We start from the raw sequence: 26,274 nt of genomic DNA, 5'->3' as shown, positions 1-26,274 counted from the left end.
CCGAGTCCCAGCGATCAGGGCGACCGCGCGTGATCGGCTTTACCAATTTACGCCCCTACTGAAATTTCAAAATCATGTGTTCCCGTTAGAGAGTGTGGCGCGTGACTGCCGTCGTTGAGCGGGTTCGCGTACCGGCCTACTAAAGGTTTATATGATTTCTCCGACTCAGTATTTGGCGCAAAGTCGACTTGAAAATATTGCAAGGAGACTGAAATGCCTAAAATGAGAGCTGCTGTGGTCGAAGCAGCAAATGGTCCTTTCCGGGTCTCCGAACTTGAGCATCCGGTGGCAAAGCGTGGCGAGGTTCTGGTTCGAGTAAAGGCAAGTGGTGTTAATCCCCTCGATACGAAAATTCGTGCTGGCGCGGCTGCGCATGCCCGGCACGAGCTACCCGCCGTTCTCGGACTTGATCTTGCGGGAGTTGTGATTGAGGTGGGCGAGGGGGTTACGCGGTTTTCGCCCGGTGATGAAGTCTACGGAATGACCGGCGGAGTAGGTGGCCATCAGGGTTCACTTGCCGAGTACGCCGCTGTCGATGAGCGGCTATTGGCTCTCAAGCCGTCGAACCTTTCAATGCGCGATGCGGCAGCACTTCCGCTCATCTTCATCACTGCGTGGGAAGGTCTCGTGGATAGGGTAAACGTGCGAGCCGGGCAAACAGTTCTCGTGCTCGGTGCAGGCGGAGGCGTTGGCCATATCGCGGTACAGATTGCCAAAGCGTTGGGAGCCGACGTTTACGCTGTCGATTCCACGACCAAGGGAGATTACTTGCGCAGTCTCGGCGCTACCGCAATCGACTACACGTCTGAAAACGTTGATGAGTACGTGACGAGACATTCCGGGGGCAAAGGTTTCGATGTCGTCTATGACACTGTGGGCGGCGCAGGGTTGGATACCGCGTTTAAAGCGGTTACCCGGTTCGGGCATGTCGTAAGTTGTCTCGGTTGGGGCACTCATGCCCTCGCTCCTCTATCGTTCAAGTCAGCGACATACTCTGGGGTGTTCACATTGCTCCCTCTTTTGACCGGAGAAGGGCGCGAGCATCACGGCGATATCATGCGGGAAGCGACAAAACTGGCAGAGGTCGGCAAGGTCTCGCCGCGCCTTGATCCGCGTACATTCACCCTCGAAACCGCGACGAATGCGCATGAGTTGATTGAAACCCGAAAGGCCAATGGAAAACTGGTTGTCGACGTCGGTTAACCGAGTTGTCGAGTCTCAGAGCTCCCTAACACGTGACTGAAAGTGGAGATTTGCAATGCCCTTCGTAAATATCAAACTTGTAGACGGCGTATTTACTAGCACACAAAAACATGCGCTTGCGAAAGCGATTACCGATGTCATGGTGAAGTTCGAAGGTTCCGAGGCGTTCAGGTCGGTAACTTGGGTATTGATCGAGGAACTCCACACCGATGGATGGCATATTGGCGGTGAACCGTTTGCAGGGCCTTCTTCGTTGATGGCTACACTCGGTCGTTCGAAGGCCGTCTATGAAATGATTGATGGTACGCCTACTTCCCGGGACGAATTTGCCACCGCATTGCCACCAAGAGCTGAGGCCACGTAACAAAAAATGAAACGGTGAGATGCTTCCACAAGCCGGAGTACCAGTTGTGCCAACTGAACAAACCTCTCCACTATCCCCGATGCAAACCGGATTACGCGGACGTTGCCCGCGGTGTGGCGAGGGTCATTTGTTCGAGGGCTTTTTGAAAATACGGGCAAAATGCGAAGTGTGCGGGTTGGACTACTCCTTCGCCGACCCGGCAGACGGACCTGCTTTCTTTGTTATTATGTTCACTTGCATTCCCGCGGTCGCTTTCGCTCTCTGGCTCGAGATCGTCTATCAGCCACCGTTTTGGGTTCATTTGCTTACGCCCCAAGGCATCCGTCAGTTGGTCCCATATCAACAGCGACGCTTACGACCTCTCGGGCAGCCTTCTCAACATACCGGTCAGCGTTTCCCTTCCCGGCGACAGCTTCAATTATGGCGTCCTCGATCTCTCGACAGAGGTCAGCCGTTACTTCCGTCTGCCGGACGGGCAGCCGTTTCTCGCCTTCGCCGAACTCGGTGCCGAATACCAATTCGAGCGGCCCAACGACGGCAAGATCCTGACGGGCGACCTATCCGAGGTAACGCCGTCGCCCTGGGCGTTCTCACTTCGCTCGGGGCTCAGAATGCTGCTGAATGACAATATCCAGATCGAAGCGACCGGAGGATATTTGAGCTTCGGCCAAAATGACCTCGATGCGTGGGAGGGTAAGCTCCACTTGTCAATAAGTTTCTAAGATCGAATGGCAAGGTATTGAGAACTTCAAATCCGCGTAAGAAAAAACGCTCGCGTGGACATGGCAAACTTGGCTAACGACAATCCACAACTGGTGGCGAAACTTAGCCGCCAGTTGTGCACGCAAAGTTTTATTAACCCGGTCCATGCTCAACTATTCGGCCTTTCGCGATGACGGCTAGAGGGTCGAGAAGGTTTGCAAATTGAGTCAACGAGATACGGTCGATGTAGTAGTATTTGCTACCTGATTCCGCACAACAGCAACCGCGCGCAAAGTCTGCTGCCCTGCTGTACTTAGGCGCCCACTGTCGCTTTGCTTTTTAAAGGCAAACCATCGGATATAGAGACAAAAGAGCCTTTGATTTGCGATCCAGACGACCTTCAAGCGCCGCGAGACAGCGCTTCGCACCGAAACGCCACGGGCGCTGACGGCGGGTTTTGCACAAGCGAAGCAAGTCTAGTGGGCGCGTTTCCGAGGCGGACCGACCTCGCCTCCGAACCGCTTTCGGAAATCCAGGCGCGCATCGCCCAAGTTGTGATGCCACCCATGATCGCAACGACCGAGGCTGCGCCTTTCAATGCGGAGTGGGTCGCCGGTGGTCCCTGGGTCGACAGATAGCATTTCAAGGTTGAGCATGGAGAACTCTACGCGTAACTACGGCACACCTATAAATACAGGCGAGTGCCGAGACGATGGCACCGGTTTTCAAAGCGTGATATGGCTTGATGACGGTACTTTTAGAGGCAGTGTCGGGTGCATTGTCGGAGGCCGCGAGGCGTAAAAATCGTCCGATTAACCTCGATAGTTAGTGAACCACAGAAAAATTTTTGCGCCGATTTTCCCTTTGAAATCAATAGTGTAACTTTTTGACAGGCCCAATGCCGGAGTTTTCTCGCCGCCAGGAAGTATTTGCAAGCAATTTCAATTGTTTAAACAATAGAGTGTGAATGATCCAGGCCCATGAGAAGCAGCGGGAGAAGCACCGGCAGATAATCTGAACTCGCGGGAGGCTGGCCGTCTATTTTTGGCTACTGCAGGGATGGCATGTTACAAAACCTCTGATAACATCGCGATCTATTAGAGGATTTGTAACATGCCATCGGCGCAAGATTCACAAAAAGTGAAGCTCAGAAACCTGCTCAATGCGCGCAGCATGATGCATGCGCATGAGTTGCGCGCGGCTGGCATCAGCGCGCAAACGATCGCGCGCGCCGTCGAGGGCGGTGAAATCGAGCGTATCTCGCGCGGCGTTTATCAAAAGCGTGACACGGAAATCGAGGAGAACCAGATCCTTGCTGAAGCCATCATGCGCGCACCCAAAGGCGTGATCGCTCTGGTGTCGGCGCTCGCCTTCCACGGACTGACCGACCAAGTGCCGCGGCGCGTTTGGATAGCGATCGGGACGAGCGATTGGGCGCCCGTGCAGTCCTATCCCCCGCTGCGTATGGTCCGTTTCACGGATCCATATCTGCGACAGGGCATCGAACATCATGTAATCGCCGGCATTGACGTTCCGGTTTATTCGATCCCGAAGACCCTTGCCGACCTTTTCCGAAACCCCAAACTGGTGGACAGATCGGTCGCTGTAGAAGGCCTGCGCGCTGCTCTCCAGCAACGCAAGGCAACTCCGAGCGCAATCGCCCAGGCCGCGAAGGCCGGCGGCGCCTGGAAGGTCATGCAACCCTATCTTGAGGCGCTCACCTTTAATGGCTAAACCACCGACGAACATGGCGAAGTCGGTCAAGGATCGGCTGCTCAATATCGCTCGCAAAGAAGGTCGCGCATTCGACGTCCTGCTGGTGCGATTCGCGCTCGAACGACTGCTCTATCGCCTGTCGATCTCAGCGCATTCGGACCGCTTCGTCCTGAAAGGCGGCATGCTGGTCATAGTTTGGGTGGCGGACGACAATCGTGTGACGCGGGATGCGGACTTTCTCGGACATGGGGACGACGATCCTGACCGTCTGATCGCCGACTTCGGGAAGATCATGGCGATCGAGAGCGACGATGGCCTCACCTTCGATATCGACGCGCTCGTTGCGACGGTTATTCGAGAAGAGATGGAATATGGCGGCGTTCGCAAAACCGCGGCCTATCTCGAAAGGACGCGCATTCCCGTCACAATCGATATCGGTTTCGGAGACGCTTTGGCCGATCCGACGCAGCGGGCTCGACTATCCGATCCTGCTGGATTTTCCCGCTCCGCAGGTTCGCTCCTATCCGCCCGCCACGGTGATCGCCGAGAAGTTCCAGGCAATGGTGGCGCTTGGCGTCCTCAACGAACGGATGAAGGACTATTACGACCTGTGGGCGATCCCGCGTGCGATGGACATTTCCGCTGAAGATCTGGATGCGGCCATCAGCGCGACGTTCGAGCGCCGGCGGACGCTGATCCCGAAAGAACGCCCACCAGGCCTCTCGGTCGAGATGTTTGGCGACGAAGGGAAGCAGCGGCAATGGCGTGCTTACGCCGCGTCGCTCGAACTAGAGACTGTTTCGCTGGAATCGATCATCGAAGGAGTTTGGGAGTTGGTCGGCCCGTCATGCACGCGAATCGTGGCAAGAAATGAGAATGAGACATGACTTGAGGGCGTCGTGATCATTGACGTCTGGGATGTCGAAACCTTCGACAGCGAGTTGCGCGGCGACCTCGACGCCCGATGTCATCCGCGATTACATGCTCACCTCTCGCCGCCAATGGCTGGAGCGTGAGGCCTCCGATCGCACAATGCCCTGTCGAGAATCCCTATGCGGGCGAGTTCATGTGGGTAAAGGAGCATATCATGCGGCTGATGGAAGCCCGCACCATCCGCGCTTGGCATTCTATCCGCCTGACTGACGCAGAAGTCGACGTTCTTCGTCAAGGCGGCATCTATCCATCTAGCCTCGACACCATCCGATCACGCTTCGCGGCCCAAGCCGCTGCTGGCGCCTTTAGTCAAGAGGTTGCCGATCGCTTGTTCGCCGACAAACAATAGAGTGGGTCGTGCTGCTGAGAGAGCCAGTTGACCAGATGTTCGACGATACGGGGAAGTTCGGCGGGCCCGCCGAAGACTTCGTCGGCAATTATCCTGCCCGCTGGGTCTTTCGCCGAAAAATACGGTTTACCGCCGAGATTTTCATAGCTGGCGCGCATTACTTCTTCGATATTGATGCCTTCATCCCAAGAAAATAGCCCAAATTTCAGGCTTGATGAGCCGGCATTGATCCATCAGATAGGTCTGTCCAACGGAGATCTATATTGCCGCGCCCCAATAGGATCAACGAGTTATATCCAGTTGGTGTCTGGCGGGATACGGTTGTCGCAGTGCATGGTCGCCTCCGCTTGGTTCATCCACGTCACAAGGTGTAGACCGATTCCTTCGGGACGACTGGATGAGGCCGAGAGAGGTCGACATATCAGGTAAATCTGGCCTCTGACGTCCAGCACGCCCCACCCGAAAAAGTGCAGCCATGGCAATTGTTCCACACAAAACGCTGCGGAATCGCACAGGAAACGGGGAATCCCGACGGTATCGCATTATTTCTATTGGCGGTGTGGATAATCGATCCCGGCAACTTCTCTGGATCATGCGGCGCGCAGGGCGGGTGGTGCAGGCGAAGGTATGTCCATGGGTAGCCGACACCATTCGGATTATAACTGTCGCGGATATCCGCCGGGAATGAATCCGGATAGCCGGGTGAATTATAATTCACAGATTGAATTATATTGACAATGATTTTCTTTTAGGCTTGATTGGTTCCCGACAGCATTCGAGGAGGATTGCTGGACTTCACAACGAATAGTGGCCGCCTGCGCGGCACCACGAACCAATGGGAGGGGCTTCGGCCTCGAGGAGGACACTTGCGCACTTTTTTAAGCACAACGGCCATGGCAGTCCTGGTCATGGCGTATTCCGCAGCCCCTGCTAAAGCTGCCGAAGAATCGCCGTTTCGCTGCGAACCGGGCGAAAAATACGTCATGAACGTCATGGTTTCCGGCGTTGAATACTGGTTCCCCGTCTATGAAATGTTCAAGCAGGCGGGCAAGCAGCTCGGTTGCGAAACGGCCTATACCGGAACACCGGAATATGACGTCAACAAGCAGATCGCCAGCTTCGACCAGGCGCTTGCGCAGAATCCCGCTGGCATTCTCGTTCACCCGATGAACTCGGATCCATTCATTGAACCGATCAACCGGGCGATCGGCCAGGGTACGGCAGTCGTGACATTCGCGGCCGACTCGCCGCTTTCCAAGCGGATTTCCTTTATTACGTCCGACAATATACGCGAGGGCACCTATGCTGCCGATGCCATTGCCGAGAAGCTCGGAGGCAAGGGCGAATACGCCGTCCTCGAGAATCCCGGGCAGGACAATCACGACAAGCGCGTCACGGCTTTCATCGACCGTATGAAGGCAAAGTGGCCCGACATGAAACTCGTCGGCAGAGCAGCCTCGAACCAGGATCCGACCAAGGCCTATCAGGGCCTGATGAGTATCGTTCAGGCCAATCCCAATCTCGCGGCCGTCTTCATGCCGGAGGCGAATTCGGCCATCGGCGCCGCCCAGGCCAACAAGGAAAGCGGCGGCAAGATTCTCGTCATGTGTGCGGACGTCAACGCCAACATCCTTGACATGATCAAGGCAGGTGAAGTCTTCGGCTCGATCAATCCCAATCAGGGCATGCAGGGCTACATGGGCTTCATGCTGCTCTGGCTGGCCAAGCATCCGGAACTGATCGATCCCATGAACGATGCCAAGCGTGCAGGGCTCAATCCGATGAGCATCCCCTTCGTGGACAACGGGCTTTCCATCGTCACCGCCGAAAATGCCGACGATTTCTTCTGGGACAAATACCTCAAGCGCCGCGGCACCAAGGGTATCGAGGAATAGGCATTGCAACCGGCTATCCGGGCGGCAAGTCCGGGTAGCCATCCTTGCGAAACCAGTTGCCATCCTTGCGAAGAGTACGTCATGCGAAATCCGGTTCTCAATATCCGCAACGTCACAAAACATTTCGGTGCGGTGAAAGCCCTGACGGGTGTGAATTTCAGCCTGGAGCAGGGCGAGATTCACGCGCTTTGCGGCGAAAACGGCGCGGGAAAGTCGACGCTCATGAACATCATCGCCGGCGTGCTGCAGCCGGATGATGGAGAGATTGTCCTCGACGGCAACCCGGTCAAGATCGCATCGCCTTCGGTTGCGCAGGCGCTTGGTCTCGGACTGGTCCACCAGGAGATCGCACTTTGCCCGGACGCCAGCGTTGCGGAAAACATCTTCATGGCAACCACCAGCCGGCAGCGCTCGCTGCTGATGAACTACCGCAAGCTGGAGCGCGAGGCGCAAGATGTGATGAACCGACTCGCGCCAATCGACGTTCGCCGCAAGGTCGGTGATCTGCCGATCTCCAGCCAGCAGCTCGTGGAGATCGCCAAGGCCCTGACGCTCGATTGCCGTGTCCTGATTTTCGATGAGCCGACTGCCGCGCTGACAGAAGCGGAAACACGCATACTTTTCGAGATCATCCGCGGTCTGAAGGCCAACGGCATATCGATCATTTATATCAGCCACCGCATGGCCGAAATATTCGATCTTTGCGACCGGGTGACCGTTCTGCGTGACGGCCGCTATGTGGCGACCGGGTCCGTCGCCGATCTGACCCCTGATGACGTGGTCCGGCTCATGGTCGGGCGCGAGATCACCCAACTCTATCCATCCAAGCAGTCAGCCGGGGAGCGATCGCACGAGGTGGTCCTTTCGGTTCGCGCTCTGGGCGACGGCCAGCGCTTTCGGGGTGTAAACATCGACTTGGTGAACGGTGAAATCCTTGGCATCGGTGGTCTCATTGGCTCCGGCCGCACGGAAATCGCCGAAGGTATCTGCGGCTTGCGCGCCATTACGAGCGGCGAAATCCTGCTCCATGGCAAGCCGCAGGCGATAAGAAACTATGCGGACGCGGTGAAGGCCGGGCTCGTATATCTGTCGGAAGATCGAAAGGGCTCCGGTGTATTCCTCGACCTTTCGATTGCCCGGAACATCTCGGTCCTTGACCTCGACGCGCTGACCGGGCGCCTCGGGTTGATCGACGCCGGTGCAGAAGCCGCGCTCGCCTGCGACTTTGCCAGGAAACTGAACATCCGAATGGGCAGCGTCGATGCGCCGGTGTCCTCGCTCAGCGGCGGTAACCAGCAGAAGGTTGCGATTGCCAAACAGCTCGCCGTCCAGCCCAAGGTCATAGTGATGGACGAACCGACGCGTGGCATAGACGTCGGCGCAAAGTCGGAAATCCACTTGCTGCTGCGGGAACTTGCCATGTCGGGAATTGGCATCATCGTCATTTCTTCCGAACTCCCCGAACTGCTCGGGCTGTGTGACCGGGTGATTGTCATCCGCGAAGGCACGGTGGCTGGTGAACTGGACGCGGAAGCGATGAACGAAGAAGCGGTTATCCGCCTCGCGTCGGGCGTCAATGCGCAAAATGCACAAAACCGGCGGGCATCAGAACATGCCGCCTGAGAAAACTATGGGAGAAAAGCAAATGCTGGCTGAGACGATGGCGACAAAGGCCGTGCGGGCTGCGTCCTGGAAAAGACTGGGTTCGATGCGGGAGGCAGGGTTGATCGCAATCATTCTCGCTCTTTGCATAGCCATGAGCTTTGCATCGCCGCATTTTCTCACACTCGGAAACTTCCGCGCGATGCTGATGAGCTTTTCCGTGGAAGGCATCGTCGTCGTCGGGATGACGATCCTGCTGATTGTTGGCGGCATCGACCTGGCCGTCGGTTCCGTGGTTTGTTTCGCAATGGTCCTGTCGGGCTCGCTGTTCCTGGCGGGGTTCGACCCATGGAGCGCATCGCTCATTGGCATTCTCGCAAGCGCTTTGATTGGCGCCGTCATGGGCTTTTTCGTTACCGTGGTCGGGCTCAACCATTTCATCACGTCGCTCGCCGGCATGGTCATCGTGCGCGGCCTTTGCCTGATCATCACCAAGGGAACGCCGCTCTCGCTCTTTACGCTACCCCCGGCCTTCAAGGCAGTCGGGCAGGGCAGTTTCCACGGCCTGCCCTATGTCATCATCATCTTCGTCGCCGTTGTCGTTCTCTTCGATTTTCTGCTCAGGCGTGCAACGGCGTTGCGCAAGGTGTTCTACACGGGCAGCAACGAGAAAGCCGCGCTCTATTCCGGTATCCGGACAAACCATGTGAAATTCTGGGTGACCGTGCTCTGCTCGACGCTCGCGGGTTTTGCCGGCGTGATATACATGTCGCGCTTTGGTGCTGCTACGCCCACATTCGGCGTCGGCATGGAGCTCAACATCATCGCCGCTGCTGTCATTGGCGGCGCATCGCTCAACGGTGGCTCGGGGACGATACTTGGTGCCATTCTTGGGATAGCATTGCTGTCGGTGGTGACGAGTTCGCTGGTCCTGCTCAATGTATCGGTCTACTGGCAGGACATGATAAAGGGGTGCATTCTGCTTGCTGCCGTCTCAATCGATCATTTTCTGCACAAGCGGAAGGCTTCCTGACATGACGATCGTCAGACTAAACCCAAAACCGTCCTCGGCACCCCGCGAAGAAATCGTCATCGCGCGGCAGATGCATCAGGCACTGGTGTTGCATTTCCTGGAGGGTCTCACCCAGGCGCAGATCGCGGACCAGCTCGGTGTTTCGCAACCGACGGTGAACCGCCTGATCAAGCGTGGCCGGCAGCTCGGTCTCGTGGAGATCAAGATCAAGTCCCCGGTCGAGCCATTGATTGATCTGGAAGAGAGGTTGCTGGCGCTCGGCGGGATCAATCGGGCCGTTGTCGTGCCGACGGTTTCGGGCAATCCGCAGACCGCGCTTCAGGCCGTGGGCGAGGCTGCAGCGCGCCTGCTGCTCGATGAGATCGCCGATGGTGACACGATCTGCATCACCGGCGGCAAGGGCGTCAGTGCCGTCGTCGCCGGCCTGCGCGCACCACGTGCATTCAACGTCGAAGTTGTCCCCGCCACGGGATGCGTTCAGGGCAAGCATTATACCGACGTGAACCATGTCTCGACATCCATGGCGGACAAGCTCGGTGGTCGCGCCTACCAGATCCATGCGCCGCTCTTTGCTGATAGCGCTGCGGAACGTTCGATGCTGATCAACATGCGCTCGGTAGCCGATGTATTCAAACGCGCGCGGGAGGCGAAGGTGGCACTTGTCGGCATCGGCTCGATCCTGACCGACGATTCAAGCTATTACGACCTGCATCCTTCCTCCAGTACCGACAGGCAGTCGATAGAACAGTCAGGCGCGAGCTGCGAACTCCTGGCGCATCTGCTCGACGACCGGGGCCAGGTTTGCGCCTATAGCCTCAATGATTGCCTTGTCTCCCTGACATTGCGGGAGTTCGCCTCGATCCCAAGCAAGATCGGTGTTGCGAGCGGACCCAACAAGGCACGGCCGATTCTCAGCATCATGCGTGGTAACCATCTGGATACGCTGGTCACAGATGAAGCGACTGGACAGCGTATTCTGGATATCGCGGCGGCCGAAGGAGCCTTGGCATGAGTGGTCATCAATTGGTGCGTTCGATAGGCAGGTCAGGCGTGCAAGCCTCTGCGGTCGGGCTCGGGACGTGGGCCATCGGTGGCTGGATGTGGGGCGGAACCGACGAAAAGCAGTCAATCGCCGCCATTCACGCATCCCTCGACGCAGGCGTTACTCTGATCGATACTGCACCCGCCTACGGGCTGGGACGCTCTGAGGAGATCGTCGGTAAAGCCCTTCAGGGACGGCGCGACAAAGCGGTCATTGCCACAAAATGCGGTCTCGTCTGGCACACGGATAAAGGCCGGCACTTCTTTGACCAGGATGAAAAGCCCGTCCACCGCTATCTTGGACGCGACGCGATTTTCCATGAGGTCGAAACCAGCCTGGCCAGGCTGGGCACGGACTATATCGATCTTTACATCACCCATTGGCAGGACCCCACGACCCCGATCGAGGAAACCGTTCGGGCGCTGGAGGACCTGCGCAGTTCAGGCAAGATCCGCGCAATTGGGGCAAGCAATCTCAGCGCGACCGAACTGGATGCCTACATCGCAACCGGCTCTCTTGATGCTATCCAGGAAAGGTTCAGCATGATTGACCGGGAGATTGCGAAAGACCTGTTGCCCGTGGCCCGGCAGAACGATGTCTCGACCCTGAGCTATTCGTCGCTCGCGCTGGGCCTGCTCTCGGGAACGGTCGATCCGGGCCGCGTATTTTCCGGCGATGATCAGCGCAAAGACAATCCGCGCTTTTCGGTCAGCAACAGGCTGAAGGCGCAAGCGTTCGCTGAAGCAATTCTGCCGGTAGCCAGCAGGCACGACGCGAGCATTGCACAGACAGTTATCGCCTGGACGCTGGCGCAGCAAGGGGTGACGTTCGCGCTGTGCGGCGCGCGCAATCCGCAGCAGGCGCTGGAGAATGCAAAAGCCGGGACGATACGGCTCGGCAAAGAAGACCTTTCGGCCATCGACGCGGCCATCGCAGTGAAACTTGCAGATATGGACAGGTAACGGGCTGCATCATGAATCGTGAAGAGATATTCGACGGGCTTCGCCGGAGTCCGAAGGTGGACGTGTGTGTCGTGGGCGGCGGCATCAACGGTATCAGTGTATTCCGTGAGCTTGCCCTTCAGGGTCTCGACGTATTGCTCGTGGAGAAGAACGATTATTGCTCCGGTGCCAGTTCAGCCTTGTCCCGGATGGTGCATGGCGGCCTGCGTTATCTTGAAAACGGCGAGTTCAATCTGGTGAGGGAATCGCTTGTCGAGCGCGATCGGCTATTGAGAAACGCGCCGCATCTGATCGCGCCGCTGCCGACGATGGTTCCTGTTTTCGATATCTTCTCCGGTCTTGCAAATGGCATGGTTCGCTTCCTTGGCCTCGGTCGCAAACCCAGCCGCCGTGGCGCCATCGCCATCAAGGCAGGGCTGAGCATCTATGACTTTCTGACGCGCAAGCGCGCACTGATGCCCCGGCATCGATTTCGCGGACGGCAGGGAACACTTGCCAAATGGCCCAAACTCAATCCGGCGATAAAGAGTTCGGCAACCTACTACGATGCATGGGTCAGGCACCCGGAGCGTATCGGAATTGAATTGCTGCAGGACGGACTGTCCGCAGCAGCGGGCGCAGGTGCCCTGAACTATGCCGAGCTTCAGCACAATGCTACCGGGGGCTTTGTTGTCCGGGACCATGTTGGCGGCACGGCCACTTCAATCGAGCCGAAACTCATCATCAATGCGACGGGCGGCTGGATCGACATCGCCAATGCAAGCCTGTTCTCGCCGGAAACCCGGCCGACGCCGCTGATGGGCGGAACCAAGGGCTCGCACCTGATCATCGACAATGCCGAACTCGCCAAGGCACTTGATGGCCATATGATCTACTACGAGAATGAGGATGGCCGCGTCTGCATTCTGTTTCCTTATCTCGGCAAGGTGCTGGTCGGCTCCACCGATATCCGTATCGATGACCCGGCAACCGTGGTCTGCACCCCGGAGGAACGGGACTATATCCTGCAATCGCTCGCATTCGTGTTGCCTGATATCCGGATCCGGCCGGAGGAAATCGTCTATCAGTTCTCCGGTGTCAGGCCGCTTCCCGCCAGCAAGGACAAGTTCACCGGGCGTATCCCGCGCGATCATTTCTGCACCTTCATCGAATCGGATGGCGGTCCTGCGGTCCTATGCATGATTGGCGGCAAATGGACGACGTTCCGCTCTTTTGGAGAGCTCGCTGCGGACATGGCATTGGATCGCCTGCGGAGAACCCGCCATCTGACGACGGCAGACCGTGCCATTGGCGGCGGGCGCACCTTCCCGGCGGACAGCGGAGACTTTATAGCGCGCACGTCTTCCGCAACGGGCCTTGCGCCAGCGCGAACGATCGAACTCTTCGAACGATATGGCACCGCCGCGACATCAATTGCCGGCTTCATCGCCAGCGGACCGGACGAACCAATGCCGGGCGCCCCCTATTCGACCCGCGAGATGCTGTTCCTCATACGCCATGAATGCGTCGAACATCTCGATGATCTCCTGCTGAGACGAACAACCCTCGCCATCAGCGGACAATTGTCGCTCGATATGATGGATGTGGCCCTCGACCTGATCGCCGATGAAAAGCACTGGTCCGCGGCACGCAAGGCCGCCGAACGGTCTTCCTTCCTCGACCTTCTCGCCATATGCCACGGCGTCGACCTCGAAACACTGACAGCGCGCAATAAACAAGGAGTATGTTATGCGAAACAACCGCAAGGTCCGGATGAACCGGCTGTTCGGCAACGGGCGCTGCCTCGACGTGGCGATCGATCACGGCGTGTGCAATGAACCATCTTTCCTGAATGGTCTTGAGGATATGCAAGATGTTGTCGGGACGCTGGTTGCCGCCGCTCCGGATGCGATCCAGATGAACTATGGCCAGGCCGATCTTCTCCAGAACGTTGAAGGCAAGGAAAAGCCGGCTCTCGTCATGCGCATCGACATGGGCAACCCCTATAATTCTGTCCGCCACCGCGACATGTGGGCTGTTCTGCAAAATCAGGCCGAGCCGCTGGTCGGTGCTATCGAACTCGACGCGGCCTGCGTGGTGGTGAATCTGTTTATGCTGCCGGATGAGCCTGACCTGTTTAGGCAGTGCGTCGAGAACATTTCGCGTGTACGTGCCGATTGCGAAAAATATGGCATGCCGTTGATGATTGAACCTCTCGTCATGCAGCCGGTTACCGAACGCGGCGGCTATATGGTAGATGGCGACGCGGACAAGATTGTCACGCTGACCCGGCTTGCCCGCGAGATGGGCGCGGATATCGTCAAGGCGGATCCCACGACCAACGCCGAGGATTTTCACCGGGTTGTCGAGGCAGCGCGTTGCCCGGTACTGGTGCGTGGCGGCGGAAAGGAAGATTTGCGCGCGGTCTTCGACAAATCGGCAGCCTTGATGCGCCAGGGCGCTATGGGAATGGTTTACGGCCGCAACATCTACCAGCACTCCAACCCGGGTGCTGTGGTGCAAGGACTGATGGCAATCATCCATGACGATGCCAGTGGGGAAGACGCCTACGCGCGCTATCAGCAAGGCTGAGAATGAATAAGGACCTGAGGAGGGGTTCGCAATGGGAAAATATCTTCTGGGGCTGGATGCCGGCAATACAATCATCAAGGCGGTGATCTTCGACCGGCAGGGCAACGAGATTGCCTCCGTTGCCGAGGAGGGACATAGCAACATGCCCTACCCGGGGCATGTCGAGCGGGGGCTTGGTGAACTCTGGACAAACGCGAAGCTGGTCATTCGCACATGTATCGAGCAGGCCGGCATCGAGCCTGGGGAAATCGCGGCAATCGGGTGCGCGGGACATGGCAACGGGCTCTATGCGCTTGACCGGCAGGGGGAGCCGCTGCTCGCCATCCAGTCGCTCGATACGAGGGCAGCCGGTCTTGTCGAGGAATGGCAGGCCGAAGGCGTCGGCGATCGTACATATCCCATCTCTCTGCAGCGCCCCTGGCCTTCCCAGACACCAACATTGCTCGCCTGGATAAAACGGCACCGGCCGGAAACATTCAGCAGGATCGGTACGGTCTTCCTCTGCAAGGACTTCATCGTCAATCGGCTTACCGGCCAGTGCGTCAGCGACGTTTCCGACATGGCGGGTTGCGGGCTGCTGAACGTTTCGCAACGCGACTATGATCGTGACCTGATGGCCGCCTTCGGGCTCGGTGACTGCATGGATATGCTGCCGCCGCTGATCGAAAGTGCTGACATAGCCGGAAGGGTGACGCAAGCGGCGGCGGCAGAAACAGGTCTCTCCGCGGGCACGCCTGTCATTGGCGGGTTCTTCGACGTGGTCGCTTCGGCCATCGGCTCGGGTGTCACACGCACGGGCGCGGCTTCGATCATTGCCGGAACCTGGAGCATCAATCAGGTGATCATCGACCAGCCCCGGCTGGAGGGGCCGGTCTTCATGTCATCGACCTTCGATCGCGATCGCTATATGGCGATCGAATCCAGCGCTACGTCCGCCGCCAATCTCGAATGGTTCGTGCGCGAATTCTTTCCAGGCAAGCAGCCGGATGGACGCTCGCCCTTCGATGTGTGCTGCGAACTTGCCTCCTCGGTGGAGCCGGCGAGCAATGATCCGATCTATCATCCGTTTCTCTATGGAGCGCAGCAGGACGGCAATGCGCGAGCCGCATTTTATGGAATTGCCGGCTGGCACACCAAGGCCCACTTGATCCGTTCTCTCTTGGAAGGTGTCGCCTTCGGGCATCGCCAGCATATCGAGACCCTGCGGGCCGCAGGCGCCTGCTTCGACGAGGCGGTGCTGTCAGGAGGTGGTTCGCGCAGCCTGCTCTGGCCGCAGATTTTTGCGGATGTGCTGGGTGTACCCGTCACCGTCGCCCGCTCGAGCCAGACCGGTGCCCTTGGCGCGGCGATCGCCGCAGGAACCGCCGTCGGCATGTTTGCTGATTTCGAGGCTGGCGCCAATGCAATGGTTGCAACTGACCGCCATTACAAGCCCGACGCACGGCGCTCGGCGCACTATGACTATCGCTACCGGCTCTACCTCGATATCGCCGAAGCAATGGCGCCGATCTGGCGGCGCATGGCAGGAAGCGGAGCATCGGCAACGGAGGTGGCAGCGTGAACTCGCGTGCCCACGAAGCTGCGCTCGACGAAGGGGTCTACGACTTCATCATCATAGGAGCGGGATCGGCGGGCTGCGTCCTTGCCAACCGGCTGTCCGCCGATCCAAAAAATCGCGTGCTTCTCCTCGAGGCTGGAGGCAGCGACCGCTACCACTGGATTCATGTGCCGATCGGCTATCTCTTCTGCATGGGTAATCCCCGCACAGACTGGATGATGAGGACGGCGGTGGAGCCTGGTCTCAACGGCCGTTCCTTGCCCTATCCCCGCGGCAAGGTCCTTGGCGGCTGCTCTTCGATCAACGGAATGATCTACATGCGTGGGCAAGCCGCCGATTACGACAATTGGCGGCAGGCGGGAAATACCGGCTGGGGCTGGGATGACGTTCTGCCATACTTTTTGAAGTCCGAGGACAATTATCGCGGGCGCTCTTCCATGCATGGTGCGGGCGGAGAGTGGCGGGTGGAGCGGCAACGGCTTTCGTGGCCCATTCTCGACGCATTTCGCGATGCCGCGGAAGAACTTGGTATTCGCAAGACCGATGACTTCAACGCGGGCGACAACGAGGGCTCGGGTTATTTCGAGGTGAACCAACGCGGCGGGTTCCGCTGGAATACGACCAAGGCGTTTCTGCGACCGGCCCTCAGGCGGCGCAACCTTCGTGTTGTCACCGGTGCCGAGGTCGAGCGGCTGGAGTTCGATGGCAAGCGCGCGGTCCGTGTTCGTTACGGCCTGCGAGGCAAAGCCCGCGTAGCGGCGGCAGCGGGAGAAATCATCCTTTCGGCAGGAGCCATCAACTCGCCCAAGATTCTCGAACTTTCAGGCGTCGGAGATCCCGCAATTCTGGCGCGCGCAGGTGTCGAATTAAGCCATGAACTGCGCGGCGTCGGGGGAAATCTGCAGGATCATTTGCAGATACGTACCGTGTTCCGCATTGAAGGTGCGAAGACGCTGAACCAGCTCTACCATAATCTTTTTTCAAGAGCCGCCATGGGCCTCGAATATGCTCTCCGGCGTTCCGGTCCCCTGTCAATGGCGCCGAGCCAGCTCGGCATCTTCGCAAGGAGCGATCCGGCGCTGGCGACGGCTGACCTCGAGTACCACATACAGCCGCTCAGCACCGATCGCCTTGGCGAGCCCTTGCATCGCTATCCCGCCGTCACTGTTTCGGTGTGCAATCTGCGTCCGGAAAGCCGGGGCACGGTGCATATTTCGAGGCCGGAGGCGAGCGTTGCAGCGGATATCCGGCCAAATTACCTCTCGACGGTCGGTGACAGGCTGCTCGCCGCCAGGTCCATCCGTCACGCCCGCAACCTCATGGCGGCAAAGGCGGTCATGAGATACCGGCCCGAAGAGATGCTGCCAGGCCGCCAATATCAGAGCGATGATGAACTGATCCGCCGCGCCGGCGACATCGCAACGACGATCTTTCATCCCGTCGGAACGTGCAGGATGGGCAGAGGCGATCTCGCCGTCGTTGACGATGCCTTGAAGGTGCACGGACTGGAGCGGTTGCGGATAGTTGATGCTTCGATCATGCCGACGATCGTCTCGGGCAATACAAATTCACCGGTAATCATGATTGCAGAGAAGGCAGCGGACCTCATTCTCAAGGACGGCCGAGTTCGGCCATGCTGACTTCGCGCGCGAGCATAGCCGGTGAAAGATTCGGCATTTCTCGGGCGGTTGTTCCTGCGTCGTTCGGCGATGCTATCGGTCAGATGGAAAGCGCGCCCACGCCTCGATATGACCTCTCGCACTGCTCAGAAGATGCGCCGATATCTTGGCGCATCTTCAACTTGGTGATGACGTCTGGCTGCTCTACCTACGCGCAGTACGAGCAGAGACTAGCTGCGGGGCTGTAGCAGCGCCAGCACGACCGTCGATGCAGCAAGGATGGCAGTAAGGGTCAAGGGCCCCGTGGCGCCATAGGTGTCCACGACATAGCCGCCGACAACTGCGCCGATGGTGATGGCCACCTGGAAAGAAGCGACCATCAAGCTGCCCGCCGCCTCAAGCGCGTCAGGTGCCGCGCGGGACAGATTGGTCGGCAGCACCACCGGCGCCATGCCGAAGGCGAAGCCCCAAAGCGTAGCGAAGCCGAAGGCAACGCCGATATGCGCACCCCAAAGCACCAAAGCGAGTGCAGCAAACGCCATTAATGCGGCGGTAACCACGAGGGCCATGCGGATATTGGCGTCGGCCATGCGGCCGCCGGCAATATTACCGACCACAGCGGCGATGCCAAACCCGAGCAGTGCCAGGGCAATCGGCCCGGTTTCAAGGAGCGTCACCTGTTCGAGGAAGGGGCGCACATAGACCGAGCCAGCAAAATGCCCCGTCATCAGCAAAAAGATGGCAAGCATACCGAGTTGAATGCCACGCCGCCGTGTCAGGCGAAGGACGTCGGCAAGACTGTTGCTTGTGGTTGCAGGCAAGGTTGGCAGGCTGAGAAACTGCAGCAGCATGGCAAGCGCGGCCAGTCCTGCCGTCATCGCCATGGCGCTGCGCCAACCCAGCCAGTCGCTGATCAACGCGCCCATCGACGGTGCGGCAATGGTGGCGAGCGATACGCCGAGGGTGACGATAGCCATGCCACGGCCTGTCGCATTGGCGCCAACCAGCCGCGCTACGACGGCAACTGAAAGCGCCCAGAAAGCACTGAGGGCGATTCCGAGTCCGGCCCGACCTAACAACAATAGCCAGAAATCGGTCGCTACCGCCGCGAGAATATTGGAGCCGATCGCCAGAGCACTGAGACCAACCAGCACCGTCTTGCGATTGAGCCGGCCGATGAGAACGTTGCTCAACAGGGCCGTCACGGCGCCGACGGAAGCGGTGGCGGTGACGACCTGCCCGGCCGTTCCCTCGCTGATGCCCAGATCGCGCGCCATTGGCGTCAACAGACCTGCCGGCAGAAACTCGGCTGACACCAGCGCAAAGCTGGCGGACGCCATTGAAAGGACCGCGAACCAGGTGGCCGCGCTCCATTCGGCCGGCGCCGCGGCATCGAGCTCTAAGACCTCGCCATCAAGTTGTAATGTTGTGTCCGTCATTTAAGTATCTCCAAGGTTTGGAGATATTCATAGACGAGTCTTTTCGGATGATATGTGTCCTATAATCCGAAATCCATGTCCATTCGTCCGGAAATTGTGCGCCGCACAACGCCAGGCGAGACACTGGTGATGCGCTTGAACGCGCGAGCGAAGGATGCCTCGGATTCATAGCCCAAACGGGTGGCGACCTCAGCAACCGACATGCCGCCTTGCCCCAGCAAATCGCGGGCAAGCTGCATGCGCAGACGGGCGAGATAGCGTGCAGCGCCTTCCCCTAAAACAGCGCTGAAGCGCTCGGCGAAAATCGAGCGTGATTGGCCTGCGAGGCCTGCGAGGCTTTCGAGTGTCCAGTTACGGCCGGGGTCCCGGTGCATGGCTGCGAGGGCGCGGCCAATATGGGGATCGCGGATGGCAGCGAGCCAGCCGGTGGTGGAGGCTCCGGTGCAATTGACCCAGCAGCGGATGAGCCGCGCTGCGAGCAGGTCCGCCATACGTGACAAGATGGTGGCGCTGCCCATCTGCGGTTGTGCGGCCTCCGCCGTCATAGCCGCTAGCAACGGCCCGACGATCGGGTCATTGCCGGCCACGTCGCAGCCCTTGATGATTGGCGGCATCAAAGTGATCAAGGGGTTGAGCGCACAGGCGCCCAAGGACATGGAGCCGCAGAAAAGGGTGCTGGTCGCGCCCGTTCCGTCCCGCACCACTTCGCAAACGTTGCTCCCCAACTTGGTCACCTGGCAAGCCTTGAGCGAATCACCCACAACGTCCGGCGCGCTGGCCAGCCGATGGGCGATGCCTTGCGGCAGCAGCACCAGATCGCCGGCGTTCAGCTTCTGCCAGCCTTGCGCTTGTGTATAAATCCAGCATGGACCCTGGCTGACAAAGTGAAATCGAAGCAGCGGCTGTTGCGGAAAGGCGATGCTCCATGGATGCCGGAGCTCGCAGCGGCCATAGTTGACGCCACTCAAGCGAAAGTCCTGCAGGACTTCGCTGAGCGCATCCATAGGCATATGTGGCAGCGTAGACGGTCGGGACGAATGGTCAAGCATTTAGCCAATATAGATGCCAAGCGTCCGGCAGGCAAGTCACGTCCTGCCTTTGAACTCAGAAATGCTGACCTTTGATCATACATCTGCGGCATGCCAGCCATCGACCTCGTGTCGATCCGATGCTAAGCCCGCATGGTCTGCACAGAATCATGGAAGATTTGATGAGTCGTCTTGATAGCTTCATCCGCCGCATGACGGCACAGCGCGATGTTCTCAATCACATTGGCGAAAGGGTGAGGGCGTTGGATGGACCGGTGCTCGAGCTCGGCCTTGGTAACGGTCGCACCTTCGATCACTTGCGTGCCCATTTTCCAGGCCGCAGGATCATCGCTTTTGACAGGGCCGTCGGTTCTCATAAGTCCTCGACCCCTGAACCGGAGAATCTGATCGTCGGTGAGATACGTGAGTCAGCAAAGCCATTCGCAGGCATCAACGCCGCTCTAGTTCATGTGGATATCGGTACAGGCTATGAGGAGAAGGATGCTATAACCCTCACATGGCTGCCGCAATTGACGGTAGCGCTGCTTGCCCCGAACGGTATAGTTGCCAGCGGGCTCGAACTTGACCATCCGCAGCTTGAAAGTCTGCCGCTGCCACACAACGTCAAGAAGGGCCGCTACTTCCTATATCGCCGCGTCGAATAGCAGAACGTCGAACTGTTTTTCGTTGGTGGGAATCTCCCTGACCTTTGCTGGCGTACTGTTGTTATCCTCACGGAAAATCAGGCAATCTTCATAGAATTCTGCAAGAAATTGCACGAAAGCGGCCGATTGGTTCGGCCCGTAAAATGTCGGCGAAAATTCCATGTAGAGTGGAATCCTGCGGGCAAACAGCGCTTGCATCGAGTGGCAGGCGAGGGGTTCGTATCCCTCGATATCCATCCATATCAGGCCGATGTCATCGGGATTTGTTCCGGTTTCGGCAAGGATTGAACCGACCGGCTTGACCGGAACGACGATCTTACGATCGGACGCGTTCTGCCGGCTGGCGCTGCTCTTGCCATGATTGCTTTGATGTTGAAAAAAATCAATCTTGCCTTGGTTTTCGCCAGCGGCGCAATTGACCAAACTCACACAATCATCGAGCCCGTTCTGAGTGACATTGATGCGAAGCAAATCGAAATTGCGCGGATCCGGTTCGACGCTGACGATGCGGGCGAACTGCCCGCTCAGGGCAAAATAGATGGTCTGGGTGCCAATATTTCCGCCAAGCTCAAGCAGCGTGGTGCCTTCCTGCAGCATACGGCGCTCCTTTAGGATACCAAGCAGCCGGTCCACATGCTCTCGCTCGTAGTGGCCTTTCCGAAAAATCTTCTTGCCGATATAATCGCCGGGGGAAAAACTCATGATGTGATCGCCACAATCGAGCGTCATCGTCTGAACGCGGGGGCCAAGCGAATTGATCAACAAATTCCGCCCGTAACGCGTATCGAAAAGCTTGCGAGCCAGATTGTTTCTGACGTTGCGGAGATTTCGGCGGATCTTTTTTGTGTCCAACATTGATTGAGCCCTGGCCAACACCACTCCTAGCTCAATCCTGAAACATGTAAAGCCCGGGCACGTCTTGCCGACCGCCTCGATCAGGCGAACCTCGCAGTCAATTCCTGGCGAATAATATAAACGCGCAGCGGTTGGGCCCGGCCGCGTATCGAGATTTCGTGGCTTTCTAGATCCGCAGTATCCGAACCTGCTAGCTCGATGGTCGGCTCCGACACAACAAGCGTGGTATCGAGCTCCTTGGCGATGGTTTCCAGCCGGCTGGCAACGTTGACCGTATCCCCGATGGCTGTGAGGTTTTTGACATTGCCATATCCCATGGCGCCCACAATGGCCGGACCGCTGTGGATGCCGATTGCAACGCGAAGCGGCATGGAAAGCTCGGCAGACAATTCATCATTGAGCCGGTCTATTTCGCTGACGATCCTGGCGGCGGCTTTAAGCGCATTGCGGCAGGCGTCTTCCGGGGAACCTCTCAGGCCAAAGAGTGCCATGGCACCATCGCCAATGAATTTATCGAGGCGTCCGCCAGCCCGCTCGACAGCCTGACCGACAATGGCAAAATAACGGTTGAGCAGGAAGACGATGTCGTAGGGAAGCTGCGCCTCAGTAAGCATGGTGAAGCTGCGGATATCGCAAAAGAAGATGACGATTTCCTGTTCGCGTCCAGGATTGGTTTGCTGGCTGCCAACGGGAAGTGCGCCCTCTATGGTCGGCACAAGGAGCGGAACAACGCTGATATCGTTGAGCGGCCGCAACTGGCAGGCGAGACGCACGCCGGGATCTGCGTTGATGCGGTTCAGCGTTGTCAGTTCTGTGGATTCTGGTTTGGGTAACGCTGCTGCACCGTCAACAACCTGGACGCGACAGGTCGAGCAGCGGCCTTTGCCACCGCAGACCGCATAGTGCGGGATCCCACCAAGCCGGCTCGCTTCCAGCACACTGAAGCCGCGCGGGACGTTGACGATTTGGCCCTCCGGATAACGGATTTCGACCTGGTTGGTCCGTTCGCGCCAGCTGCGACGGGTGCGCATGGCAACCACCGTCAGCAAGGTGCCGGCAAATCCGCCATAGAGTGCATATTTCGTCATCTGCACCCGTTCCTTGCGGACTTTTGTCGTTGCAGATGAATATGAGGCTTCATCGCTCTTGGAACTCGCCCGGTTGTAGCCGCTGCCAAAGCTGGATTGCAGCGGCTCGCTGGCGAGGATGCGTCCTGTACTGGCAAATCCAAGTAGGGCCAGTACAGGAAGGAGAATGGCAAAGGTCAAAAGGAAAGGTGCGGCCTTGTCGTACCAGGGACGATAGCGCAGCCAGAAATGGACCCCTATGCAGCCATGCATCCAGACCACGACGAGGGCAATCGATTGACGCAAACCGTTCATTGGCGCGTTGATCCAGAGCGAGCGGATGACAGACGCGTAAACGTCCGGCGTGCCCATGATTTGCGAGCTGATGCGTGTCGCAACCACGTGTTCAATGATCAACAGAGGGATGAGGATGCCGAGAATAATCTGGAGCGCCTCCCGCAATGGCATAGTGAGGGTGCGGCGCTGATAGAGCGAGCGCATGACGAGCGCGATGTGGACGAGAACCGAACCATAAAGAAGGACTGTGCCGACAGGATTGCGCCAGATGGCGGTGAACCACAGCCGGCCTTTTTCCGCGGCATCAAGAGAGATCAGGTTCAGCGCGTGATTGGCAAGATGCAATGTCACGAAGACCAGCAGGATCAGCCCCGAAATCAATCGTGCCCTGCGCAGGGATCGCTCGGACAAAAGGGGGACTGCGTCGATTGATGTCATGAATATCCGGATTATTTTCTGTCGAATCAATTTAAGCGACGAATGGTCATTTGGCGAGAAGATCAATGCGGCCGCAAAGATGGCGAGATGAAGCCGTTCTTGCAATTGTTGGCAGAACATTTGAAAGCTTGTCGATATACGTCGTTTGAAGCACAAAGAGATAATGCAGATCGCCTTCTACGCCCCGCTGAAATCACCCAATCATCCGGTGCCATCCGGCGATCGGCAGATGGCGAGATTGCTCATGGCTGCGCTTGCGCTCGCTGGTCACCGTGTCGACCTGATATCGGAGCTGCGCAGCTTTACGGCAACGCCGGAAGCAGCCGGACGCGAACGCGTTGGGGAACTGGCAAAACAGGAGATCGAGCGATTGTCCCGGAGATGGCAGCGCAGGGGAAAGCCCGATCTATGGTTCTGCTATCACCCTTATTACAAGGCGCCTGATCTGATCGGGCCGCCGCTAGCCGCTTCGCTGGGCATTCCCTATGTCACCGCTGAAGCGTCCTATTCGAAGCGGCGCGATGAAGGTGGCTGGGCTGGGCTGCAGTCGGTGGTGATGGATGCGGTTCGGCACGCGGCGGTCAATATCTGTTTTACCAGGCGCGACGAGATCGGACTTGCCGGACATATTCCGGAGGCTCGATTGGCGCGGCTCCAGCCTTTTATCGATGTAGCGGCGTATCGTGCTGAACCGGCGACGAATGATCCAAATCGGTTGGTGACGATCGCGATGATGCGGGCGGGCGATAAACTCGAAAGCTACCGAATGCTCGCCGAGGCATTGGCCTTGCTTGGTGAAAGGCCCTGGAAATTGAGCGTTATAGGCGATGGACCGGAGCGCGTGGCAGTGAAGGCGATGTTTGCGGAATTTGGCGCCGAGCGCATCGAGTGGCTTGGCCAGAAGCGGGCCGGGGAAGTCGTGGATCTGCTCAATCGTGGTGGCATCTTTGTCTGGCCGGGGACAGGCGAAGCCTATGGCATTGCTTACCTCGAAGCACAGGCGGCCGGATTGCCGGTTGTGGCACAGAAGACCGCGGGGGTGCCGGAGGTGATCAAGGACGGTGTGACGGGTACGTTGACGACGGTTGGAGATACCAGGACCTTTGCCGATGCCATTGAGCAGATGATTGGCAATGAAGAGCGCCGCCTTTCCATGGGGCAAGCGGGACGTCGTTTTGTAATGGAAGAGCGATCGCTCGAAATTGCGTCGAAGCGGCTGGACCAGCTATTACGGGAATATGTGGCACATGATGGATGAAGTGACATGGCAGCCATTGCAGGATGAGCTTAAACGCTGGACAAACGCCAATCGTATTGCCCGATTTTGGCTGCGCGATGATGATGCTGTCGAGCCAACGGCTGCGTTGGAACGGCTTATGGCATTGTGCGACACGTACCAGGTCCCGCTGACGCTCGCAGTCATCCCTGCGCATGTGAACGAGCAGCTTGCCCGTCGGTTGGCGCAGGAAGCCGGCGTGAACGTCGCGGTGCATGGCTGGTCCCATGAAAATCACGCATCGGCAAATGAAAAAAAGCAGGAACTAGGACCGCATCGAGCACCGGCCGTGATGTCGGCTGAGCTGGTCGATGGGTATAGACGGCTTGAAAAGCTGTTTCCCAACCGGTTTGTACCGGTGTTGGTGCCGCCGTGGAACCGGATCGATCCGGTGCTGCTGAAGGAACTACCAAATCTCGATTTTGGGGCGCTGTCGGTGTTCGGTCCGCCCAACGAGAAGGTCATGTCTGTCCTGCCGGTCGTCAACACGCACGTTGATTTGATGGATTGGCACGGAACACGCGGCTGTAAAGATCACGGGCAATTGGTTGAAGCGATCGTCACAGAGTTGCGGTTGCGCTGCGCGAGCAGCGATGAGCCTATCGGCATTCTAACGCACCACCTTGTGCATGATGAATCAGCTTGGGACTTTTTGCAGAAGTTGTTTGCGCTTATTGCGGCGGCGCCAGCTGGCCGGTGGATTTCACCGTGGGAATTGCTCTAAAGATCGATCACCTGAAAGTCCCGAGCAGCAAAGGCGCCGGTAAAGCGTTCTTTTGCCAGGCGGTCGAATTCGTCGAGTTCGTCATCAGTGCGATCCGGCGCATGATGAAACAACGCCAGTCTGCCGATCTTGGCCGCTTCCGCCAGGAGTACGCCATGTTGCCACGTCGAATGGCCATAGCCGAAACGCCGTGGCATCTCATCTTCTGTGTAGGTGGTATCATAGACGACCAGGTCGGCATCCTTGATGAGGTTCAGAACGACGGGGTCAAGCTTGCCGGCCTCATGCTCGGTGTCGTAGATCAACGCCAGTACGCGGCCCGCAAATTCAACACGATAGCCGATGCAACCGCCCGGATGATTAAGGCTACCGGTGCGGATCGTGACCCCGTCGAATGGGCTCAGTACTTCGCCGGAACGGAAATCGCGAAAAGCCAGACTGGCCTTGCAGATTTCCGGCTCGACAGGAAACCATGGCGGGCGCATGAACTGCTTGACCATTTCACGGGTAGTCATGACCCCGGCCAGATGACCAGACCAAAGCTGCACATTCATCATCGGATTGTAGAGCGGCATGAAGTAGGGGAGGCCGATGATGTGGTCGTAGTGACAATGGGTATAGAGGATATCGAGGTGATCAACGCCTTCCAGAGATAACGCATCACCAGCCTGCCTGATACCGGAACCCGCGTCGAAAATCATACGATGCTTGCCGCATTGAACTTCGATACATGCGGTATTGCCGCCATACCGTTTGAAATCGGGACCCGATACGGAAACGCTTCCCCGCGTTCCCCAGAATTTCACCCGAAACACTTCGTCGTTCATTATGCTCTTTACACCCAATTCCCCTTTTTCAGGGCATCGTATCCAAACTGCAACCGTTATGCGAGGCTTGGATTTCGATTAATTTATCAGCGGCGCAATAAAAATCTGC

Annotated in this window: 22 protein-coding genes and 3 pseudogenes; 20 read left to right on the top strand and 5 right to left on the bottom strand. The window is 58.0% G+C overall.

Annotation, left to right across the window (positions count from 1 at the left end; translation table 11 throughout):
* Positions 1-213 precede the first annotated feature (213 nt).
* The 17 genes and pseudogenes from C7476_RS15450 to C7476_RS15375 all read left to right on the top strand — a co-directional run bounded on the left by C7476_RS15450 (position 214) and on the right by C7476_RS15375 (position 17,570).
* Entirely contained in the window at positions 214-1,203 is a 990-nt protein-coding gene (locus C7476_RS15450; RefSeq protein ID WP_114430801.1) for a zinc-dependent alcohol dehydrogenase family protein, read from the top strand.
* Between the two features lie 55 nt (positions 1,204-1,258).
* Positions 1,259-1,567: a tautomerase family protein gene (locus C7476_RS15445; protein ID WP_114430800.1), complete on the top strand. Its 309-nt coding sequence runs from the start codon at positions 1,259-1,261 to the stop codon at positions 1,565-1,567.
* A gap of 19 nt (positions 1,568-1,586) precedes the next feature.
* A pseudogene (locus C7476_RS28705) lies at positions 1,587-1,874 on the top strand (DUF983 domain-containing protein); the annotation flags it as partial.
* Complete coding sequence (locus tag C7476_RS28170; RefSeq protein ID WP_245426370.1) at positions 1,786-2,289, top strand: autotransporter outer membrane beta-barrel domain-containing protein; 504 nt, start codon at positions 1,786-1,788, stop codon at positions 2,287-2,289. The pseudogene C7476_RS28705 and the gene C7476_RS28170, both read left to right, overlap by 89 nt.
* A 1,093-nt stretch (positions 2,290-3,382) precedes the next feature.
* On the top strand, positions 3,383-4,003 hold the full coding sequence (locus C7476_RS15430) for a type IV toxin-antitoxin system AbiEi family antitoxin domain-containing protein (protein ID WP_114430799.1): 621 nt from the start codon (positions 3,383-3,385) through the stop codon (positions 4,001-4,003).
* Positions 3,996-4,872 (top strand): annotated as a pseudogene (locus C7476_RS28695) (nucleotidyl transferase AbiEii/AbiGii toxin family protein). The gene C7476_RS15430 and the pseudogene C7476_RS28695 overlap by 8 nt, the downstream one beginning before the upstream one ends.
* 77 nt (positions 4,873-4,949) lie before the next feature.
* The gene (locus C7476_RS27850; RefSeq protein WP_147274659.1) at positions 4,950-5,267 is read left to right on the top strand and encodes a hypothetical protein; all 318 of its coding nucleotides are present in this window, start codon (positions 4,950-4,952) and stop codon (positions 5,265-5,267) included.
* Between the two features lie 8 nt (positions 5,268-5,275).
* A complete protein-coding gene (locus C7476_RS27845; protein ID WP_147274658.1) occupies positions 5,276-5,464 on the top strand; it encodes a hypothetical protein in 189 nt (62 codons plus the stop codon).
* 669 nt (positions 5,465-6,133) lie between these two features.
* Positions 6,134-7,162: a substrate-binding domain-containing protein gene (locus C7476_RS15415; protein WP_114430797.1), complete on the top strand. Its 1,029-nt coding sequence runs from the start codon at positions 6,134-6,136 to the stop codon at positions 7,160-7,162.
* 81 nt (positions 7,163-7,243) lie between these two features.
* Positions 7,244-8,785, top strand: coding sequence for a sugar ABC transporter ATP-binding protein (locus C7476_RS15410; protein ID WP_114430796.1), 1,542 nt, complete (start codon positions 7,244-7,246; stop codon positions 8,783-8,785).
* A gap of 22 nt (positions 8,786-8,807) precedes the next feature.
* Entirely contained in the window at positions 8,808-9,797 is a 990-nt protein-coding gene (locus C7476_RS15405) for an ABC transporter permease (RefSeq protein ID WP_114430865.1), read from the top strand.
* Position 9,798: 1 nt separating this feature from the next.
* Positions 9,799-10,809, top strand: a complete 1,011-nt coding sequence (locus tag C7476_RS15400; RefSeq protein WP_114430795.1) for a sugar-binding transcriptional regulator — start codon at positions 9,799-9,801, stop codon at positions 10,807-10,809.
* On the top strand, positions 10,806-11,801 hold the full coding sequence (locus C7476_RS15395; protein WP_114430794.1) for an aldo/keto reductase: 996 nt from the start codon (positions 10,806-10,808) through the stop codon (positions 11,799-11,801). Before C7476_RS15400 ends, C7476_RS15395 begins: the two co-directional genes overlap by 4 nt.
* An 11-nt stretch (positions 11,802-11,812) precedes the next feature.
* Positions 11,813-13,557: pseudogene (locus C7476_RS15390) on the top strand (glycerol-3-phosphate dehydrogenase/oxidase).
* A complete protein-coding gene (locus tag C7476_RS15385) occupies positions 13,530-14,372 on the top strand; it encodes a class I fructose-bisphosphate aldolase (protein WP_114430792.1) in 843 nt (280 codons plus the stop codon). The pseudogene C7476_RS15390 and the gene C7476_RS15385 overlap by 28 nt, the downstream one beginning before the upstream one ends.
* A 31-nt stretch (positions 14,373-14,403) precedes the next feature.
* Positions 14,404-15,933 carry an FGGY-family carbohydrate kinase gene (locus C7476_RS15380; RefSeq protein ID WP_114430791.1) on the top strand — a complete coding sequence of 510 codons (1,530 nt, stop codon included), beginning with the start codon at positions 14,404-14,406 and terminating at the stop codon, positions 15,931-15,933.
* On the top strand, positions 15,930-17,570 hold the full coding sequence (locus C7476_RS15375) for a GMC family oxidoreductase (protein WP_114430790.1): 1,641 nt from the start codon (positions 15,930-15,932) through the stop codon (positions 17,568-17,570). Before C7476_RS15380 ends, C7476_RS15375 begins: the two co-directional genes overlap by 4 nt.
* A 209-nt stretch (positions 17,571-17,779) precedes the next feature.
* On the opposite strand, the gene C7476_RS15370 is transcribed toward C7476_RS15375, so the two are convergent.
* Together C7476_RS15370 and C7476_RS15365 are read right to left on the bottom strand one after the other, a co-directional pair.
* Positions 17,780-18,988 (bottom strand): MFS transporter, encoded by a 1,209-nt coding sequence (locus tag C7476_RS15370; RefSeq protein ID WP_114430789.1) that lies wholly within the window; start codon positions 18,986-18,988, stop codon positions 17,780-17,782.
* Between the two features lie 59 nt (positions 18,989-19,047).
* Positions 19,048-20,037 carry an AraC family transcriptional regulator gene (locus tag C7476_RS15365; protein ID WP_114430788.1) on the bottom strand — a complete coding sequence of 330 codons (990 nt, stop codon included), beginning with the start codon at positions 20,035-20,037 and terminating at the stop codon, positions 19,048-19,050.
* Between the two features lie 161 nt (positions 20,038-20,198).
* Here C7476_RS15365 and C7476_RS15360 point away from each other — a divergent pair, with 161 nt between their 5' ends.
* Positions 20,199-20,681, top strand: coding sequence for a class I SAM-dependent methyltransferase (locus C7476_RS15360; RefSeq protein WP_114430787.1), 483 nt, complete (start codon positions 20,199-20,201; stop codon positions 20,679-20,681).
* On the opposite strand, the gene C7476_RS15355 is transcribed toward C7476_RS15360, so the two are convergent.
* Positions 20,661-21,536, bottom strand: coding sequence for an FkbM family methyltransferase (locus C7476_RS15355; RefSeq protein WP_114430786.1), 876 nt, complete (start codon positions 21,534-21,536; stop codon positions 20,661-20,663). The two genes, C7476_RS15360 and C7476_RS15355, sit on opposite strands and share 21 nt — an antisense overlap.
* A gap of 80 nt (positions 21,537-21,616) precedes the next feature.
* Complete coding sequence (locus tag C7476_RS15350; RefSeq protein WP_114430864.1) at positions 21,617-23,338, bottom strand: adenylate/guanylate cyclase domain-containing protein; 1,722 nt, start codon at positions 23,336-23,338, stop codon at positions 21,617-21,619.
* A gap of 163 nt (positions 23,339-23,501) precedes the next feature.
* Here C7476_RS15350 and C7476_RS15345 point away from each other — a divergent pair, with 163 nt between their 5' ends.
* Both C7476_RS15345 and C7476_RS15340 read left to right on the top strand, forming a co-directional pair.
* A complete protein-coding gene (locus C7476_RS15345) occupies positions 23,502-24,596 on the top strand; it encodes a glycosyltransferase family 4 protein (protein ID WP_114430785.1) in 1,095 nt (364 codons plus the stop codon).
* Entirely contained in the window at positions 24,586-25,338 is a 753-nt protein-coding gene (locus C7476_RS15340) for a polysaccharide deacetylase family protein (RefSeq protein ID WP_114430784.1), read from the top strand. Before C7476_RS15345 ends, C7476_RS15340 begins: the two co-directional genes overlap by 11 nt.
* On the opposite strand, the gene C7476_RS15335 is transcribed toward C7476_RS15340, so the two are convergent.
* The gene (locus C7476_RS15335; RefSeq protein WP_114430783.1) at positions 25,335-26,165 is read right to left on the bottom strand and encodes an MBL fold metallo-hydrolase; all 831 of its coding nucleotides are present in this window, start codon (positions 26,163-26,165) and stop codon (positions 25,335-25,337) included. The two genes, C7476_RS15340 and C7476_RS15335, sit on opposite strands and share 4 nt — an antisense overlap.
* Between the last annotated feature and the right edge of the window lie 109 nt (positions 26,166-26,274).

The sequence above is a fragment of the Phyllobacterium bourgognense genome (assembly GCF_003337575.1).
Classification (GTDB): Bacteria; Pseudomonadota; Alphaproteobacteria; order Rhizobiales; family Rhizobiaceae; genus Phyllobacterium; species Phyllobacterium bourgognense.
Note: the sequence above shows the minus strand (reverse complement) of the source record. Positions and strands in the feature narration are given on the sequence as shown.